Source organism: Heyndrickxia shackletonii (assembly GCF_001420715.1).
GTDB classification, from domain to species: Bacteria; Bacillota; Bacilli; order Bacillales; family Bacillaceae_C; genus Margalitia; species Margalitia shackletonii.
In genome coordinates this window covers 174,294-191,213 of record NZ_LJJC01000015.1, presented here as the reverse complement: position 1 = coordinate 191,213, position 16,920 = coordinate 174,294, and the positions used below count along the sequence as shown (strand labels likewise).

At 36.8% G+C, this 16,920-nt stretch carries 16 protein-coding genes; 13 read left to right on the top strand and 3 right to left on the bottom strand.

Features of this window, described 5'->3' with window-relative positions:
- The first annotated feature begins 121 nt into the window (after positions 1–121).
- The 4 genes from AN964_RS22670 (at position 122) to pepF (ending at position 6,236) form a co-directional block, all read left to right on the top strand.
- Positions 122–883 carry a MurR/RpiR family transcriptional regulator gene (locus AN964_RS22670; RefSeq protein WP_055742073.1) on the top strand — a complete coding sequence of 254 codons (762 nt, stop codon included), beginning with the start codon at positions 122–124 and terminating at the stop codon, positions 881–883.
- Between the two features lie 310 nt (positions 884–1,193).
- Positions 1,194–2,756: a maltose/glucose-specific PTS transporter subunit IIBC gene (gene malX, locus AN964_RS22665; protein WP_055742072.1), complete on the top strand. Its 1,563-nt coding sequence runs from the start codon at positions 1,194–1,196 to the stop codon at positions 2,754–2,756.
- Between the two features lie 16 nt (positions 2,757–2,772).
- Complete coding sequence (locus AN964_RS22660) at positions 2,773–3,954, top strand: MalY/PatB family protein (RefSeq protein ID WP_055742071.1); 1,182 nt, start codon at positions 2,773–2,775, stop codon at positions 3,952–3,954.
- A 473-nt stretch (positions 3,955–4,427) separates the two neighbouring features.
- Complete coding sequence (gene pepF / locus AN964_RS22655; RefSeq protein ID WP_055742070.1) at positions 4,428–6,236, top strand: oligoendopeptidase F; 1,809 nt, start codon at positions 4,428–4,430, stop codon at positions 6,234–6,236.
- Between the two features lie 318 nt (positions 6,237–6,554).
- Here pepF and AN964_RS22650 read toward each other — a convergent pair whose 3' ends face one another.
- Entirely contained in the window at positions 6,555–6,764 is a 210-nt protein-coding gene (locus AN964_RS22650; protein ID WP_055742069.1) for a hypothetical protein, read from the bottom strand.
- A gap of 283 nt (positions 6,765–7,047) precedes the next feature.
- Here AN964_RS22650 and AN964_RS22645 point away from each other — a divergent pair, with 283 nt between their 5' ends.
- A complete protein-coding gene (locus AN964_RS22645; RefSeq protein ID WP_055742068.1) occupies positions 7,048–8,016 on the top strand; it encodes a YncE family protein in 969 nt (322 codons plus the stop codon).
- 188 nt (positions 8,017–8,204) lie between these two features.
- Positions 8,205–8,738 carry a ClbS/DfsB family four-helix bundle protein gene (locus AN964_RS22640; RefSeq protein ID WP_055742067.1) on the top strand — a complete coding sequence of 178 codons (534 nt, stop codon included), beginning with the start codon at positions 8,205–8,207 and terminating at the stop codon, positions 8,736–8,738.
- A 212-nt stretch (positions 8,739–8,950) separates the two neighbouring features.
- On the opposite strand, the gene AN964_RS22635 is transcribed toward AN964_RS22640, so the two are convergent.
- Entirely contained in the window at positions 8,951–9,370 is a 420-nt protein-coding gene (locus AN964_RS22635) for a VOC family protein (protein WP_055742066.1), read from the bottom strand.
- Positions 9,371–9,618: 248 nt separating this feature from the next.
- Between AN964_RS22635 and AN964_RS22630 the strand changes: the two genes are divergently transcribed.
- Together AN964_RS22630 and lepB are read left to right on the top strand one after the other, a co-directional pair.
- On the top strand, positions 9,619–10,497 hold the full coding sequence (locus tag AN964_RS22630) for a sigma-70 family RNA polymerase sigma factor (RefSeq protein ID WP_055742065.1): 879 nt from the start codon (positions 9,619–9,621) through the stop codon (positions 10,495–10,497).
- 338 nt (positions 10,498–10,835) lie between these two features.
- Positions 10,836–11,375, top strand: a complete 540-nt coding sequence (gene lepB / locus AN964_RS22625) for a signal peptidase I (protein ID WP_055742064.1) — start codon at positions 10,836–10,838, stop codon at positions 11,373–11,375.
- Between the two features lie 130 nt (positions 11,376–11,505).
- On the opposite strand, the gene AN964_RS22620 is transcribed toward lepB, so the two are convergent.
- Positions 11,506–12,201 (bottom strand): LuxR C-terminal-related transcriptional regulator, encoded by a 696-nt coding sequence (locus tag AN964_RS22620; protein WP_055742063.1) that lies wholly within the window; start codon positions 12,199–12,201, stop codon positions 11,506–11,508.
- A gap of 183 nt (positions 12,202–12,384) precedes the next feature.
- On the opposite strand from AN964_RS22620, the gene AN964_RS22615 reads away from it, so the two are divergent.
- From AN964_RS22615 to AN964_RS27375, 5 genes are all read left to right on the top strand, one after another.
- Complete coding sequence (locus tag AN964_RS22615) at positions 12,385–14,010, top strand: flavin-containing monooxygenase (RefSeq protein ID WP_055742062.1); 1,626 nt, start codon at positions 12,385–12,387, stop codon at positions 14,008–14,010.
- A gap of 44 nt (positions 14,011–14,054) precedes the next feature.
- Positions 14,055–14,789 (top strand): SDR family NAD(P)-dependent oxidoreductase, encoded by a 735-nt coding sequence (locus tag AN964_RS22610; protein ID WP_055742061.1) that lies wholly within the window; start codon positions 14,055–14,057, stop codon positions 14,787–14,789.
- Positions 14,790–14,920: 131 nt separating this feature from the next.
- The gene (locus AN964_RS22605; protein ID WP_055742060.1) at positions 14,921–15,892 is read left to right on the top strand and encodes an alpha/beta hydrolase; all 972 of its coding nucleotides are present in this window, start codon (positions 14,921–14,923) and stop codon (positions 15,890–15,892) included.
- Between the two features lie 250 nt (positions 15,893–16,142).
- A complete protein-coding gene (locus AN964_RS22600) occupies positions 16,143–16,766 on the top strand; it encodes a TetR/AcrR family transcriptional regulator (protein WP_055742059.1) in 624 nt (207 codons plus the stop codon).
- Positions 16,763–16,894, top strand: a complete 132-nt coding sequence (locus AN964_RS27375; protein WP_268888420.1) for a hypothetical protein — start codon at positions 16,763–16,765, stop codon at positions 16,892–16,894. Before AN964_RS22600 ends, AN964_RS27375 begins: the two co-directional genes overlap by 4 nt.
- Positions 16,895–16,920 lie beyond the last annotated feature (26 nt).

Sequence of the window (16,920 nt, the reverse complement as noted above, 5' to 3'; positions counted from 1 at the left end):
TTCATGAACTTTCAATTCTGAAAATGATATATAATAAAAGAAAAGACAAAGGGAGAGTAACTATTATAACGTACTATATCATAGGGGTGGTACTCTTAATCGTAAAGTGTGGTGGAGAACAGTGAAAACTTTCTTAAAGCGTTTATCACAACGAAGAGATCAATTAAGTCAATTAGAGAAACAAGTTTTGGACTATATTTTAGTCAATCCCAATCGTGTCGTTCAGTCCAATGTAAATGAGCTTGCAAAAGAATTGTTTGTTTCTACTGCAACAATTAGTAGAACCTGTAAGCAATTAGGTTACGATGGTTTTCAAGATTTAAAATATACATTGAGTAGATATGTAGAACAGGATACAGAAGATGAAAATTATGTTGCGTCCAATTCGTTATTAACTCATATAGACCGTGTGAGAAAGGAAATGGAGCAAACACTGAATCATCTAAGTGAAGAAAAAATACAAAGAGCGTCAGTTTTAATAAAAGAAAGTCGATTTGTTGAGTTTTTTGGAGTGGGAGCTTCACTTCCAGTTTGTGTCGAGGCTGCTAGAAAGCTCACCTTTTCAGGACGAATTTCCAGTGCACGCGAGGATTGGGATGAGCTCAGAAGTGTGGCCCATGCCTTATCCTCCAATGATTTAGCTATTTTAGTATCCTACAGTGGTGAAACCTTACATATCCTCGAGTATGCAAATATTTTAAAAGAGCGAAACGTAAAAACCATTGCTGTGGTAGGAAGACAAAATAGTAGGTTACAACAAGAAGTAGATCTTACCTTTCATGCATTCATTGCAAATGGATATTATGGAGAGTTAGATATGAGTTCTAGATTTCCATTAAGTATTATCTTGGATTTTATTATTTTGGCCTATATGCAACAATAGTAGAAAAGAGGTTCTGGTTAAACTAGAACCTCTTTTTTTCTGGAAATCAGGGTGGAAATCTCGAATTACTTGGTTATGAATGTAAGCACGGTACAAAAAATGTAGGCGTATACAATAAGTATGAAAGCGATTGCTCCTGCATTTTAATCAAGTTATGCTATTCCTATAAGTTGATAGAATACGAACAGACAAGAATACGATGGAAATGATACGTTCCACTTTCTAGATAGTTAATCATGAATGTGGTGCATACGGGAATGAATCAATAGAAGACAACCCACATTTCCATAAAAAAGGAGAGTAGAACGGCATGAATAAGAAAAGCAAGAAATCACATTTTTGGGAGTTTTTTCAAGGATTGGGGAAAACTTTTATGCTCCCAGTAGCGTTATTAGCATTCATGGGCTTACTTTTAGGAATTGGAAGTGCTTTTACAAGTCCCTCAACGATTGAAGTTATCCCCTTTTTAGGAAATCCTGTTTTACAAATTATCTTTAGTTTTATGTCTACTATTGGTGGCTTTGCCTTTACCTATTTACCTGTAATGTTCGCAATAGCTATTCCGCTGGGACTTGTCAGATTTGAAAAAGGTGTGGCTGCCTTTTCTGGATTTGTTGGTTATGTAGTTATGCAATTATCAATTAATTTTTATTTAACACAAACGCATCAACTTGCTCCAGCGGATAAATTACGTGAGGCTGGACAAGGAATGGTCATGGGGATTCAAACCTTAGAAATGGGTGTCCTTGGTGGTATTATTGTTGGGATTATTGTTTATCTATTGCATAATAAATTTTACGACATTCAGTTACCAGATGCTTTCGCCTTCTTTGGTGGAGCACGATTCGTCCCGATTATTTCTGCGATCACCCTATCGATTGTGGGGATTCTCATACCTATAATTTGGCCAATTTTTGCATTAGCAATAGCTGGAATTGGAACAATCATTCAAAAATCGGGCGCATTTGGCCCCTTCCTGTTCGGTGCCGGAGAGCGATTGTTACTACCATTCGGGTTACACCATATTCTTGTTGCCATGATTCGTTTTACACAAGCGGGAGGAACACAAGTGGTAGATGGTCAAACCGTATCCGGTGCATTGAATATATTCTACGCACAATTAAAAAGTGGGGGGCAAATTAGCCCTTCCGTAACAGCCTTTTTATCGCAAGGTAAAATGCCATCGTTTATGTTTGGATTACCCGCAGTTGCATTAGCAATCTATCATACAGCACGACCTGAAAATCGTAAGAAAATAAAGGGTCTCTTAATTTCTGGTGTAATTGCTTCTGCTGTAACTGGAATTACCGAACCGATAGAGTTTCTATTTTTGTTTATATCTCCAGTGTTATACGGAATCCATGTTGTATTGACAGGATTAGGTTTTATGGTGATGTCTTTACTTGGAGTCACGATTGGAAATACAGATGGAGGTGTGTTAGACTTTATCATCTTTGGGGTTCTACAAGGAGCCTATACAAAATGGTATCTTGTTCTTCTAGTAGGGGTGATCTGGTTTGCCATCTACTACAGTGTTTTCCGGTTTGCAATTACCAAATTTAATTTGAAAACACCTGGACGTGAAAAAATTGCTGAAGATATCGGTGAGGGAGAAATCGCCTACAAGAAAAAAGGAAAATATGATGTGGAAAGAATTTTAGGCGCAATAGGCGGAAAAGAAAATATCGAATCATTAGATAACTGTGTTACACGCCTACGTCTTGTTGTGGATGATATGAGTAAGGTAAATCAACCTGTCTTAAAAGAGTGCGGAGCCCTTGGAGTAGTTGTACTTGATGAACACAATGTACAAGTCATTATTGGAACGCAGGTAGCTTCTGTTAAAACTCAATTAGACAAATTGGTATTATAAAGAAGGTTTGAATAACATGAAATATATATTTGATGAAGTAGTAAATCGGCTAGATACCTATTGTACGCAATGGGATTATATTGAGGATCGATTTGGAGAAAAGGATCTTTTACCATTCTCGATATCAGATACGGATTTTCTCTGCCCCCCCGAAATACTTTCAGCATTAAAGAAACGTATTGAACATGGAATCTTTGGATATACAAGGTGGAATCATAAGGAGTTTAAGGGTGCCATTCAACAATGGTATCGAAACAGATTTTCTACATCGATTCACGATAATTGGATTGTCTATAGTCCAACAGTTATTTATACTGTTTCAAAGCTTATTGAACAGTTATCAGAAGAGGGAGATCATGTTGTTATCCATACTCCTGCATATGATGCTTTTTATAAAGTGGTAATGGATAATAACCGTGTTTTTTCAGAAAGTAAGCTACTATATGAAAATCACGCCTACTCTATTGATTTTGAGGATTTAGAGGAAAAGCTGGCACATCCTCGTTCCAAAGTTTTTCTATTATGCAGTCCTCATAATCCGACCGGGCGTGTTTGGACGAAAGCAGAATTGAAAGAAATGATTACTCTATGTAAAAAACATCAGGTCTATGTGATTTCGGATGAAATTCATATGGATATTGTTCGCAAACCTCATGTGCATGTTCCGATAGTGAAGGTTGCAGAAGATCTAGATTTTGTATGCATTTGCACGTCAGCTAGTAAAACATTTAATGTTCCAGGATTAGGAGGATCGTATGCGATTATTCCAAATCAAAATATAAAGGAGAAGTTCTTAATTACCTTAAAGAACAAAGATGGACTTTCTTCAACAAGTACTTTAGGTGCTATTGCATTGATGACTGCTTATCAGGAAAATAGTCAATGGGTGGATGAAATGAATCAATATATTGAAAAAAACATGGAATTGATAAAGGAATTCCTAGATAGGTATATCCCTGCAGCACATTTAAAGATTCCAGAATCTACCTACTTAGCGTGGATTGACATTTCCCAGCTCCCCTATACTGATGAACAACTACAAGATGCACTGATTCACCATGGTAAAGTAGCGATTATGCCGGGGGAAGTATACGGAACAGAAGGGAAAGGTTTCCTGCGAATGAATGTAGGCTGTCCATCATCAAAGGTTATCGACGGACTCCAACGATTCAAAATGGCAATTGATTTTCTTGGGTAAAATAAAGCATGTTGAAGCAAGGGGACAATTCTCTTGCTTCTTTTGTGATATCTGGGGGAGAAATTTCGTAAAATAGTGAGATCCATGTTTAATGGTGACGAGATGATTCCGGTAAAAAAAATAGCAGCTAGTCCTACAGAAAACTGGCCAAAAAAATATTCATAAATCCCTAGAAAATATAGAAACCAGCCGGTTAGCGTTGAAACCATAATAGAGATTTTTCTACTCATCCCTTGTTGTTTATTCTTCCATAGAAAATGTCCAATAACAGGCACACATGCTGTGAAAAATGAACCAAATAAAAAATAAGTCAAGTTTGGAAAAGGAACTTTGAGTTTAAAAAAGGTTGTCAGTAATATGAAGGATATTTTTCAAGCGGAACTTTTCAAACATTCAGTTTTCTTGTACAATGTAAATATTAGTTTCGGAATACGAAATATTTTTCGGTAGCCAATTTGAAAAGGGGTATGTATATGACAGCTGTAAAAAACAAAACGTTGACTCGTTCTGAGGTTCCTTTGGAAAAAACCTGGGACTTGAGTGATTTATTTAAAACGGATGAGGATTGGAAAAAGGAATTAGAATCGATAGAAAACGATATCCACACAGTTACTCGATACAAAGGACGTCTTGCAGAAAATGCAAAAACTTTATTAGATTGTCTGCTTGCTAGAGATTCGTTATTAGAGCGGATGGTTCGTGTGATGACTTTTGCCAGCTTGCGTCAATCAGCAGATGGAACTGATTCTATGAATCAAGCAAATGCTGCACTTGCTGCCTCGATGTCTTCTAACGTTAGTGCAAGTATGTCATTCATTAATTCAGAAATTCTTGCAATATCGGAAGAAACGATAAAAGAGTATATAGAGCAAGAGGAAGGGTTAAAGGAATTTACCAAAACATTAATGGATTTATTGGAATTAAAAGACCATATGTTATCTCCTGATACGGAGGAAGTTTTAGCTGCTTTTGGAGAAGTATTGGATTCCCCGTATATGATTTATGAAAGAAGCAAAACATCTGATATGAAGTTCTCCTCCTTTAAGACAGATACTGGAGAGGAATACCCTTTAACTTTTAATTCTTACCCAAAATTTGAGGAATCATCTAATACAGAGCTCCGCAGAAAAGCATATGAGTCTTTTGTGAATACCCTTAATCAATACAAAAATACATATGCAGCTACGTATGCAACTGAGATAAAGAGACAAGTAATTGAAGCGAGATTGCGTAAATATGAATCCGTTACAGATATGCTATTGCATAGTCAACAAGTGACAAAAGAAATGTATCACAATCAATTAAATACGATACTAGAAGAACTTGCACCGCATATGCGCCGTTTCGCAAAGTTAAAACAGCGAGTATTAGGCTTGGATAAATTTTATTATAGTGATTTAAAAGCACCGCTTGATCCGGAATATGACCCTGAAATTACCTATGAAGAAGCATCTAAGCTCGTATTGGAAGCATTGGAAGTAATGGGGCCAGAATATATAGAAATTATGGAGCAGGGCTTGCGGAATCGCTGGGTTGATCGTGCAGACAATGTGGGAAAAAGATCCGGAGCATTTTGCTCAAGTCCTTACGGGGCACATCCATATATTATGATGACTTGGAGCAATTCCATGCGAAACGTGTTTACTCTCGCCCATGAATTAGGTCATGCTGGTCACTTCGTATTGGCTGGTCGAAACCAAACGATTTCCAATACTCGTCCTTCCAGATACTTTGTGGAAGCACCATCGACAATGAATGAAATGCTATTAAGCAAACATATTTTAAAACAGTCTGATGATGAAAATATGCGTCGTTGGGTTATTCTTCAATCATTAGGTACTTACTATCATAATTTCGTAACTCATTTACTTGAAGGAGAACTGCAACGCCGAGTGTATGATTTAGCTGAAAAAGGAACTCCGATAACAGCGAAAATTCTCTGCGAACAGAATCTAGAACTGTTAGCAAATTTCTGGGGAGATAGTGTCGAACTGGATGAAGGTGCAGGATTAACTTGGATGCGTCAGCCACATTATTATATGGGTCTATATCCATATACGTATTCAGCTGGTTTAACGGCATCTACTGCTGCAGCACAAATGATAGAGGAAGAAGGTCAGCCTGCAGTGGATCGTTGGATTTCCGTATTAAAAGCCGGTGGAACATTAAAACCGCTGGAGCTGATGAAATTAGCAAATGTGGATATGTCCACACCTGATCCGATTCGAAAAGCTGTCGCATATGTTGGATCTTTAATTGATGAATTGGAAAGAGCATTCTAATTGTATAAATCCAAGGAACATTTTCTAGTTTGGTGTTCGTTTTATAAAAAATATTGATAATATAAAGTTAGATTAAAATCCTGTTTTTGCAGGATTTTTTTTGTAACTATAGGGGGAGTATAGCTTCATAATGTGGACCAGTTTTACTTCGCAATTGCACCATGATGTGAAATTAATAGTGATAAATGTAGATGGATATTTTCTAATTCATATAGAGAAATTTTCTACCAATAAAAAGCATGTTTGAAATTTTCAAAATCAGCTTTTTTAACACCTATGAAAATAGCTAACTCCTAAGATTTTTACGCTCTCGTTTTTCTATGCTTTCTCTCTTTTTAGGATGAGGATTCCTCGTATAATTGCAAGTATTCCATTAATTATGGCACAAATAAGAATTATATAAGTAGTTGGTGCAATTTTTCCATCACCAATTGGACCAACTTTTGGAACAAAGAAAGTATAATAGCTACATCCTAGAGCAAATAATATAAGCGCGCTGCCAAGGATAATTAAAGCTTTTGCTTGCAAATATTTTCCCCCGTTCTTTAAAATTATTATTAATAATACTTACTCTATTACAAATTTTCTATTCAAAAAGTTTCAACTTACTCAGTTATTTCCTTAAAAAGTTCAGTATCTTGGATGTATAAACAAATAAAGGAACCTAAAATACTGCGTGTTAGAAGAAAATGCATAATAATAGATTCACATTTGATATACATTGCGAAGATACTGCAATTAACCCCGTTCTTGCACCAAAGGGGCAGGTTACAGAAGGATAACGTCGAAAGTAGACTTGGAGGCGGATTGTGTGTTTCAAATGAACCTAATAAAGAATTTAAAAGTTTCTTATGAAATAGTGCTATCGAATGACAAGAAGTTATTATGTCATACAATGGGGGGAAAAACAGTCATATTTGATACAGAAACTTGGGAAAAAGTTATAGAATTGAAAAAACCAAACAATCCGAGCCATCTTCGCTTTTCCCAAAATGATGAAATGTTGTACATAAAAAACACTGTCGGAACATTTTGTGTTTATGACACTAAGGAGTTTCAACTTATTAAGACAATTAAATCTGGAAAGTCTTTTCAAATAGTGGAAGGGAACTTTGCACTGCTTGAAAATCCATTTACTGTTCTTGATGTTCTTAAAATCAATGAGAAGAAACAGATTTGTACACTTAACATTGAAACAGGGAATTATCAGATATTAACTGAACTTGAAGGGACGCATATTGAATTTAATCAGTTTATCCCATACGATAATTCCTATTTATTTACGTTAAGTTATTTGGAAGGGGTAAAAGGTTATTTACGATATAATTTAATTAAGGTTGTAGACCCTTTAGTAAAACCATCTTATTCTATTGTAGAAAATTTAGGAATAACAAATTGGGTTTTGGTTTGTTATGTGCCCGTTCATCAAGTTTACATTTTTGTTCATCAAGACTATGAATTAACCATTATGGACGCTGAATTAAAAACCGTCTTAAAGAAATCAAATTTAACCGAAAATGGAGTTCAAAGTACCGATGAGTATTTTGTCCATCTAGCTGCTTCTTACGATGGCAGTTACATTGTTCTCACTTCAAGTAATAGGGTCTTTATATTAGGATTTGAAGACTTAACTCCTATTCAAATTGAAGAACTGGAATACGCCTGTTTTGCAGAATTTAGCAAAGATGATACTTATTTTCTTGTTGGTACTTGGTCAAAAGGCTTTGTATTAGAGAATAATCTTAAGGAATTAAACTTTAACACATCCTTATTTAACTAAAGGGTGCAAGAGTAAAAGAAGATGAGGTCGCTGCGGCGATCTATTTTGTTCTACTAAAGTGGAGTTTAATTAAAGGAATGGAATTAACTCCAATCAATAATATGGTAACTTCACCTCTGAATTTTTCGAATATTAATACAAGAGTATATACACTCGTGTTAATATATAGTAAAAAGTGAGGGAAATACATGATAGCGAAAAGTGACAAAGAACTTTTATTACATAATAGCGATAAAAATTTTAAATCATTGTTTGAAATAATTGAATCTGTACCAAGCAGAAAAAGGGGTATTTCTACTGAAACTGGGGAAAGAGATAAGAATTTTCGGGATGTATTAATGCATCTGTATGAATGGCATGCAATGCTTGAGAGATGGTATAGAGAAGGTATGGATGGAGATATTCCTTTTATGCCAGCACCTGGTTATAAATGGAGTACTATCAAGCTACTTAATATGCAGATTTGGGAAAACTATCAAGATGTAACATTAAATCAAGCCATAAAAAAATTGAAGTTAAGTCATGAAAGAGTAATGGAGCTAATTAAATTACACACCGATGAAGAACTCATAACAAAAAAATACTATAAATGGACAAAAACAAGTAATTTATATAGCTATTTCGCAGCAAACACTTCACATCATTACATTTGGGCAATAAAAAAATGTGAAGTAATTGCAAAGTATATACAGGACGGCGAAAAAGACAAGTATGTGAAATAATATCAGGTGCAGTAGTTGACCGCCACCTACATAATGTATAACTTGCGTGAATACAGTTTTGGTAAAAGAGTCGGTATTCTCACGCTAAGGATTACCGACTCTTTATGGTTTTTATATTCAGCTATCGTTTTCCGTTAGCCCACGGGTCTGCATGGTACAGATGATGCGAATAAGTTAACAGGTTTACTGCTAGTTATACTTACAGTAACGGATCATTGGCGTCCTTTGGCCAGGATTCGGAACGTAACACCGAATTTATCCGTAATATTACCGTAAGCGGGGCTAAAAAAGCTTGCTTGCATCGGATTGTTCACTTGACCGCCCTGCTTCAATGCTTCAAAATATTGGGTTGCCTTGGCTTTGTCATTCGTTTGAACAACGATGGTCACTTGCGTTCCCTTTTGGTAGCTGCTGCCGGTAACATTGTCGGTCAAATGAAGCTCTGATTCACCGATTTTCAAAACTGCGAAGCTTACCAAATCTCTTTTTTCCGGAGACAGCTCCTGATTTCCAGGTGAATCACCGAATCGCAGCGTATAAACAACCTTGGCATCCAGCGCTTTCACGTAAAAATCTATCGCTTCATTAGCGTTTCCGTTCATTTCAAGAAAAGGTATCAAACTCGTACTCATAACAAACATCTCCTTAGATTTAAATATTTTTTCTTGCTGGACAATGGTATCCACTTCTTTCTTTGTGGTCGGTTTTCCCTTGTCACTAACTATGTCGGAAGTCAACGAGGAAACGTGACCGATTGGTGAAAAAATTTTTTAGGATAAGAAACTTAAGAAAAGAATAATAGTTTACCTACTTGTGGTCACATCTGCTTAGTTTAGCTCGACATATAAGTAAAGAGGAAACGAAAGAAGGTATATGACATATGAACGATAATAATTGGCTTGTGGAACAATTCGAGGAATATCGGCAACACCTTCAGGCGGTGGCATACCGGATGCTCGGATCTCTGAGCGAAGCTGATGATGCTGTACAGGAGTCATGGATACGATTTAGCCGCTCCGATATTAGTGGAGTTGAAAATATAGGCGGATGGTTGACAACGATAGTCTCGAGGGTGTGTCTTGATATGCTGCGATCTCGCAAAACGCGGCGTGAGGAGCTTACAATGGAGAGTTTACCCGAGCCGGTAACTAGTCGCCAAGATGGAAGTGACCCTGAGCATGAAGCGCTGTTGGCCGATTCTGTTGGTCTTGCAATGCTCGTCGTCTTGAATAATTTAAATCCCGCCGAACGTATTTCATTTGTGCTGCATGATATTTTTGCCCTGTCCTTTTCGGAGATCGCTCCTATTATAGGGCGTAACGAGGTCGCAGCAAGAAAGCTTGCCAGCCGCGCACGCCGTCGGGTTCATGGTGCAAAAAAGACTGTGGATTCAGAAGAGCTGGATAGAAAGCGGAAACTTGTTGATGCTTTCCTGACTGCGTCGCGTACAGGAGACTTTGATAAACTTCTCGCGGTATTAGCCCCCGATGTCGTACTCAGAAACGACCCAGCATTTGCACCCGTTTCCACATCTACGTTGGTTCACGGTTCGCAAGCAGTCGCCAAACAATTCGCTGGTCGTGCTCAGGGTGCACGACCGATGCTTGTAAACGGATCTATAGGCGTTGTCGTAGCTCCTCTAGGTCGATTACTTTTCGTACTCGAACTGACGGTTGCGGATGGCAAAATCACCGAGATCGACATGATTGCCGATCAAGAGCGCATTAACCAGCTAGACTTAGCTGTTTTGAACAATTGAACAAAAGTATAAGAAATGCATTGTTGCTGTAGAGGATAATGCGTTTTATTCAAAAGATATGAGATATGATTTATTCGGTCTCAAAGGTATCCCTTTCGCGAACGGGCAGGTAACGGAGTCTATACAGAAATATTTTGAATGTAGTTATATGGGTTGATGATTTTAAAAAAAGATTGTTAATTGATAATAAAGTTTGATTAAAATCCTGTTTTGCAGGATTTTTTTCTTTAACTATGGGATGTTGAATAATATGGAAAAATCATACATTTAGGAGGGTTTTCAATAATAAAGAGAGAGTAGATAATTATTAGGATAATAACTGGGAGTTGATTTAACGAATGAAATCTAATTCAAAAGGTGAATGGAAGAGTTGGGGTAAAGCGTTGTTTCTTGCTTTAGGAATTGCTATTGTTGTAAGAACATTTCTATTTTCACCTTATGTAGTAGACGGTGAGTCTATGGAACCAACACTACATGATCACGAAAAAATGTTCGTAAACAAATTAAATTTAACCAATAGATTAAGTAGGGGAGAAATCGTAGTTATAAAAGGTAAAGAAGAATATTATGTTAAAAGAATTATTGGTCTACCTGGGGATACAATTTTAATGAAAAATGATAATTTATTTATTAATGGTGTTTTGGTTAAAGAACCTTATCTTTCTCATAATCTTAAATTAGCTAAACAAATGGGAAGTAAATTAACAGATGATTTTGGACCAATTACAGTTCCTAAAGATAAGTACTTTGTTATGGGTAATAACAGACTATATAGTAAAGATAGTCGTAATGGATTAGGGTATTTCTCTAAAGAACAAATAGTAGGTGAAAGCGAATTTGTTTTTTACCCTTTCTCACAATTAAGAAATACTAAGTAATTTCTATTCATTATTTAATTAGCGTGGGACAAGAGCTGGAGTTCATTTGACTATCAACTCTTGTTTGTATTGGAGTTAATCTCTTATGATAATTTTTTTGATAGTATATAATTTTGGAGAAACTAGTGGGCTAAGAAATTATTCCTTTTCGAAATAGCTCCCCTACCGCATGTGAGCGATTCTTAGCGCCAAGTTTTTTGATAGCTGACTTTACATACTGATTAACCGTTAAGTCACTAATGTCCATATAGTCAGCCATTTCCTTCGTGCTTTCTCCTGATGCGATTCTCCTCATCACTTCTAGCTCTCTTTTACTAAGTTGGTGTGTAACATCCTCTTTCCCTGCAAAGTTTATGACTTTTCCAACTAATTTTCCATACAAGGTAAAGGCAGAGAGCAGTTGTTCATCGATGATGGCATCCTCTTCGAATTCCGTACTGCATATATATCCAAAAACAAATGAATCAAAACATAAAGGTACAATGACAATAGAATTGTTGTCAGAAGGGATGGAATATTTGCTGCTCATTTGTTTAAGATATTCAAGGCCTGTACAATATTTAGCTTTCTTTTCGCTAATGGCGGAAAAGATAATGGGAAATGAACGAATATCGTCTCGAATTTCTCCAATATGAACCCCACCGGAAGAATGAAGGGAAATTACCCCTTCTGCAACAAAGCCAATTGGAGAGTATCTTAACAAAAAAGAATTAAGGACGGGGAAGATACTCAAATAAACCTCTAAAATATTTAATAGTTGCTCCTCATGACTTAAACTGGACTTCAGTCTTTGAATGGATCGTTCTATGGTATAGTTAGAGATCATTCTTTTACCCCTTTTTTAGGTATATAATACTCTAAAAATATGGAATATTCAAATCATTCCAAAGGGTCTATTCTTTAATTAGGAACATGAAACAACTGTTTCATGAAAGGAGGGAGATTCCTAATCGATGAAGTTGAATAGAATAGATTCATTATTATCCTAATTAAGGGAGGTATCAAGAAGATGACATCCAATCAAAAAGATAGCTTGGATGCAGTTGTCGTAGGTGCAGGATTTGCTGGATTATATATGCTTTATCGGTTGCGTGAGGCAGGGTTCACCACTCGTGTGTATGAAGCTGGGGAAAGTGTCGGCGGTGTTTGGTATTGGAATCGTTACCCTGGTGCCCGCTGTGATATAGAAAGTATCTATTATAATTACACCTTTTCAAAAGAACTCTATCAAGAATGGACTTGGACATCTAAATACCCGGAACAACCTGAAATATTGAGATACCTTAATTTTGTAGCAGATAAGTTCCATTTGCGTCAGGATATTCAGTTTAATACACGAATAACCGCTGCACACTATGAATCGGAAAGTAATAGATGGAAGATTTATATGAACGATGATGAAACCGTGTATGCAAAGTATTTTATCACTGGGATTGGCTGTCTGTCCGCTACTAATATTCCACATTTTAAAGGGCTGGATAGCTTTGAAGGTGAATGGTATCATACCGGACGATGGCCTCATGAAAAGGTGGATTTTAAAGGGAAGAAAGTTGGAATCATCGGTACTGGTTCAAGCGGTGTTCAGGCAATTCCTGTTATTGCAAAAGAAGCGGAACATCTAACTGTTTTTCAAAGAACACCACAATATACGGTACCAGCGAGAAATCATCTTTACGATCCTGAATATATAAAGCGGTCAAAAGAAAACTTCGAAATGATTCGAAAACAAATGCGAGAATCTACAAGCGGAAACGGATTTATATCTCGGGATCGTTCAGCATTGGATGATTCGCAGGAACAACGTTATCAAGTATATGAAAATGCTTGGAACGAAGGAGGATATGCATTCACGTCGACGTATAAAGACCTTTTTGTTAATGAAGAAGCAAATAAAACAGCGGCTGAATTTATCCGTACAAAAATTAAGGAGATCGTTTGTGACCCTAAGGTAGCGGAAAAATTATTGCCAAATTACTATTATGGTACGAAACGTCCAATCTTAGATACCAATTATTATGAGACTTTTAACCGAAAGAACGTTACTTTAATTGATGTAAAAAATGCACCGATTGAAAAGCTCACCCCAAAGGGACTTCGAACAGCGGACGCAGAATATGAGTTAGATATTCTTGTTTTTGCCACTGGCTATGATGGAATGACTGGTCCATTATTTAATATTGATATTCGTGGTAAGAATGGAGTCAAGCTGAAAGAAAAATGGGAAGATGGTTCAAAAGTAAGAACTTATCTTGGTCTTTCCACTGCAGGCTTCCCAAACTTTTTTACGATTACAGGTCCGGAGAGTCCTTCCGTATTGGTAAATATGCCTGCAGCAATTGAGCAGCATGTGGAATGGATAGCGGATTGTATCAGCTACCTCCAAGAGAATAACGTAGAAACAATTGAAGCAACAATCGAAGCAGAACAGAAATGGAGCAATCATTGCAGGGAAGTCGCGGAAATGACACTTTATGTTAAAACGGATTCCTGGTACACCGGTGCGAATATCGTCGGTAAACCACGCAGTTTTCTTATTTATCTTGGAGGGTTTGACGTATACAGAAAAATATGTGATGAGGTTGCATCGAATGGTTATAATGGGTTTCATTTATCTTCTTTAAAGATACAACATTAATGAAAATAGAAATTCAAAAAACTAGCAATTAATGGAGGGGTAAAATGTCTTTAACGCATGATGTAGCAGTAATTACTGGTGCTGGCAGTGGAATAGGAAGAGCTGTCTCATTAAAATTGGCGGATAGTGGAATGCATGTTGTAATGGTAGATTTAGATGAAAAAGGGGGAGAAGAAACACTGCGTCTTGTTAAAGAAAGAGGCGGGGAAGGTATATTTGTACAAGCAAATGTTTCGAGTAATTCGGATGTGGAGAAATACGTAGCAACTGCCATGGATGTGTTTGGAAGAATCGATGTATTTTTTAATAATGCCGGCATTTTAGGTGCGCCGGCTCGTTTAGCAGATTATAGTGAAGAGAATTTCGACCGGATTATCTCCGTTAATTTAAAAGGAGCATTTTTGGGACTTAAACATGTTTTAAAGGTAATGGAAAAACAGAAATCAGGGGTTATTATTAATACGGCTTCATCTGCTGGAGTTCATAGCACGCCATTTTTAGGAGGGTATTCTGCGAGCAAGCATGGTATCGTGGGGCTGACCAAAACTGCTGCGGTAGAATATGGACCAGAAGGAATACGGATCAATGCAATATGTCCAGGAGGGGTAACTACAAATATGACGAAAGGTATGGAAATGAATAACCCAGAGCAGAATGGCCCTCTGCAAAGACCAGCATCTCCTGAAGAGATTGCGAATGTGGTAAGTTTCCTGGCATCAAATGAGGCAAGCTACATGAATGGTTCTATTGTGACCATTGACGGTGGGTTAACAGCATAACAACTATTAACAGGATTAGTAACGTTTAAGCTAGATTATATGGGTGCAACAAAATGGAAACGCATACAATTCTAAATAGGATAATAGAATAGTAAAAAATAATGAATAAACTTGGTGAAGGAGAATGGATTGTGAAAAATAGAATTAATCCTGAATTGAAAGAAACACTAGAATTATTTCCACCACTTGATTTAGACAATGTCGAGGCTACCAGAAAAGCAATGGCTGAAAGCGCCGAAGCTTTTCCTATCCCCATAGATGAATCTGTTGCTATTTCAAACAGAATGGTACCCGGACCAGAAGACAATCCCTTTGTTCGCGTACGAATCTATGAACCGAAGAAAAAAAGAGAAACCTTACCGGGGTTACTATGGATTCACGGTGGGGGCTATGTCCTTGGAAATCCGGAAGGGGATGATGTATTATGTCAACGCTTTGTGAAAGAGGCGAATTGTGTCGTTGTTTCGGTTGATTACCGCCTTGCCCCGGAACACCGCTATCCAGCAGCGATAGAGGATTGTTATGCGGTGCTTAAATGGTTTTCCGAACATGCAGCAGAAGAATTAGGAGTAGACTCATCCAGAATTGGGGTTGGCGGGCAAAGCGCTGGAGGTGGCTTAACAGCGGCACTTGCATTATTAGCCAGGGATAGGAAAGGTCCGAATCTATGTTTCCAAATGCCGCTATACCCAATGATTGATGATCGCAATCAAACACCTTCAAGTTTGGAAATAACAGGACATATGATTTGGAATCATGATTTAAATCAAAAGGGATGGACCATGTACTTGGATGGGAAAAATGGAACAGAAGATGTATCCCAGTATGCTGCTCCAGCACGAGCGACAGATTTATCAAGCCTTCCTTACACCTATACATGTATAGGACAATTAGATCCATTTCGCGATGAAACACTGGAATACGTAACGCGCCTTTGCCGTGCAGGTGTTGATGTGGAATTCCATCTTTATCCTGGCTGTTACCATGGGTTTGAAGGTGTTGCACCTACTGCAGCAATTAGTCAGCGAGCTATTTCGGAATATGTTAATGCTGTTAAATATGTATTACATCATGCTCAGCCTGTTGGAAATAGTGCAGGTTAAAAAAAACATGACCTGATAAAGCAATTTAGCAAAATCCCACAAACAATTGTTTGTGGGATTTTGCTTTGAAAGTTCGTGCAACCTAAGATACAAGAAGAATATTGTGGAGCTTTAACATGGTGAAAATATTTATGTGAAAAAAATATGACACATTGTCATTTTAAGATTGACATGTGACATCGTGTCATATATAATTTTAATTTGTAATCACACATGACACGCTGTCACAAATCGAGGTGAGAGAGTAACGATGCCAAAACAAACGTTTTTTCATTTACCTAAAGATAAACAGGACACATTAATTCAATCTGCTAAAGAGGAATTTTCCAGAGTTCCATTACATGAGGCTTCTATCGCAAATATAATCAAGAATGCCTGTATTCCAAGAGGAAGCTTCTATCAATATTTTGAGGATAAAGAGGATCTATATTTTTACTTGTTAAATCAACTTTCACAAAAAAATGCGGAAAGATTCATTTCCGTTTTAAAGGAAAAGAATGGTGATATTTTTGAGACATTTTTTGAGTCCTTTCAATTCTCGATAAAGGTTCATAAAAACCCTGAACATAAAAGCTTTTTTAAAAATACCTTTTTAAATATGAATTATAAGCTTGAAAACACATTAGTGAATAATGTTTACGAGCAGAGTCAAAAAAAGCAGTATTTCGATATCATTAACTTAATCAATACCAAAAATTTAAACATAAAGGACGAAAAGGATCTGCACAATGTAATGAAAATTATGTTGGCAGTAACCTTCCATAATCTTGTTCAAATGTTCGGCAAGGAATTATCGGATGAAGAAGCATTAAAAAATTATATTGATCAAATGGAACTTATAAAAAGAGGCTTGTATAAGGAAGAGAACGAATGACCCTTGAAGAAAAGAAAAAGAAGAAAATGAATTTAAAAAAGATTGCAGAAAAACTTCAAGAAAAAGGTATCAACGTTCAGATTTGCAAACGACCTAGTTTTAAATGGATTAGCACGAAAAATGCCTAGGTAGACTCAAAAGCAATATCCATTAA

Coding starts and splice junctions, on each gene's coding strand:
- malX (WP_055742072.1), top strand. CDS start 1,194: ATGAATAAGAAAAGCAAGAAATCACATTTTTGGGAGTTTTTTCAAGGA.
- AN964_RS22660 (WP_055742071.1), top strand. CDS start 2,773: ATGAAATATATATTTGATGAAGTAGTAAATCGGCTAGATACCTATTGT.
- pepF (WP_055742070.1), top strand. CDS start 4,428: ATGACAGCTGTAAAAAACAAAACGTTGACTCGTTCTGAGGTTCCTTTG.
- AN964_RS22640 (WP_055742067.1), top strand. CDS start 8,205: ATGATAGCGAAAAGTGACAAAGAACTTTTATTACATAATAGCGATAAA.
- AN964_RS22635 (WP_055742066.1), bottom strand. CDS start 9,370: ATGAGTACGAGTTTGATACCTTTTCTTGAAATGAACGGAAACGCTAAT.
- AN964_RS22630 (WP_055742065.1), top strand. CDS start 9,619: ATGAACGATAATAATTGGCTTGTGGAACAATTCGAGGAATATCGGCAA.
- lepB (WP_055742064.1), top strand. CDS start 10,836: ATGAAATCTAATTCAAAAGGTGAATGGAAGAGTTGGGGTAAAGCGTTG.
- AN964_RS22620 (WP_055742063.1), bottom strand. CDS start 12,201: ATGATCTCTAACTATACCATAGAACGATCCATTCAAAGACTGAAGTCC.
- AN964_RS22615 (WP_055742062.1), top strand. CDS start 12,385: ATGACATCCAATCAAAAAGATAGCTTGGATGCAGTTGTCGTAGGTGCA.
- AN964_RS22610 (WP_055742061.1), top strand. CDS start 14,055: ATGTCTTTAACGCATGATGTAGCAGTAATTACTGGTGCTGGCAGTGGA.
- AN964_RS22600 (WP_055742059.1), top strand. CDS start 16,143: ATGCCAAAACAAACGTTTTTTCATTTACCTAAAGATAAACAGGACACA.
- AN964_RS27375 (WP_268888420.1), top strand. CDS start 16,763: ATGACCCTTGAAGAAAAGAAAAAGAAGAAAATGAATTTAAAAAAGATT.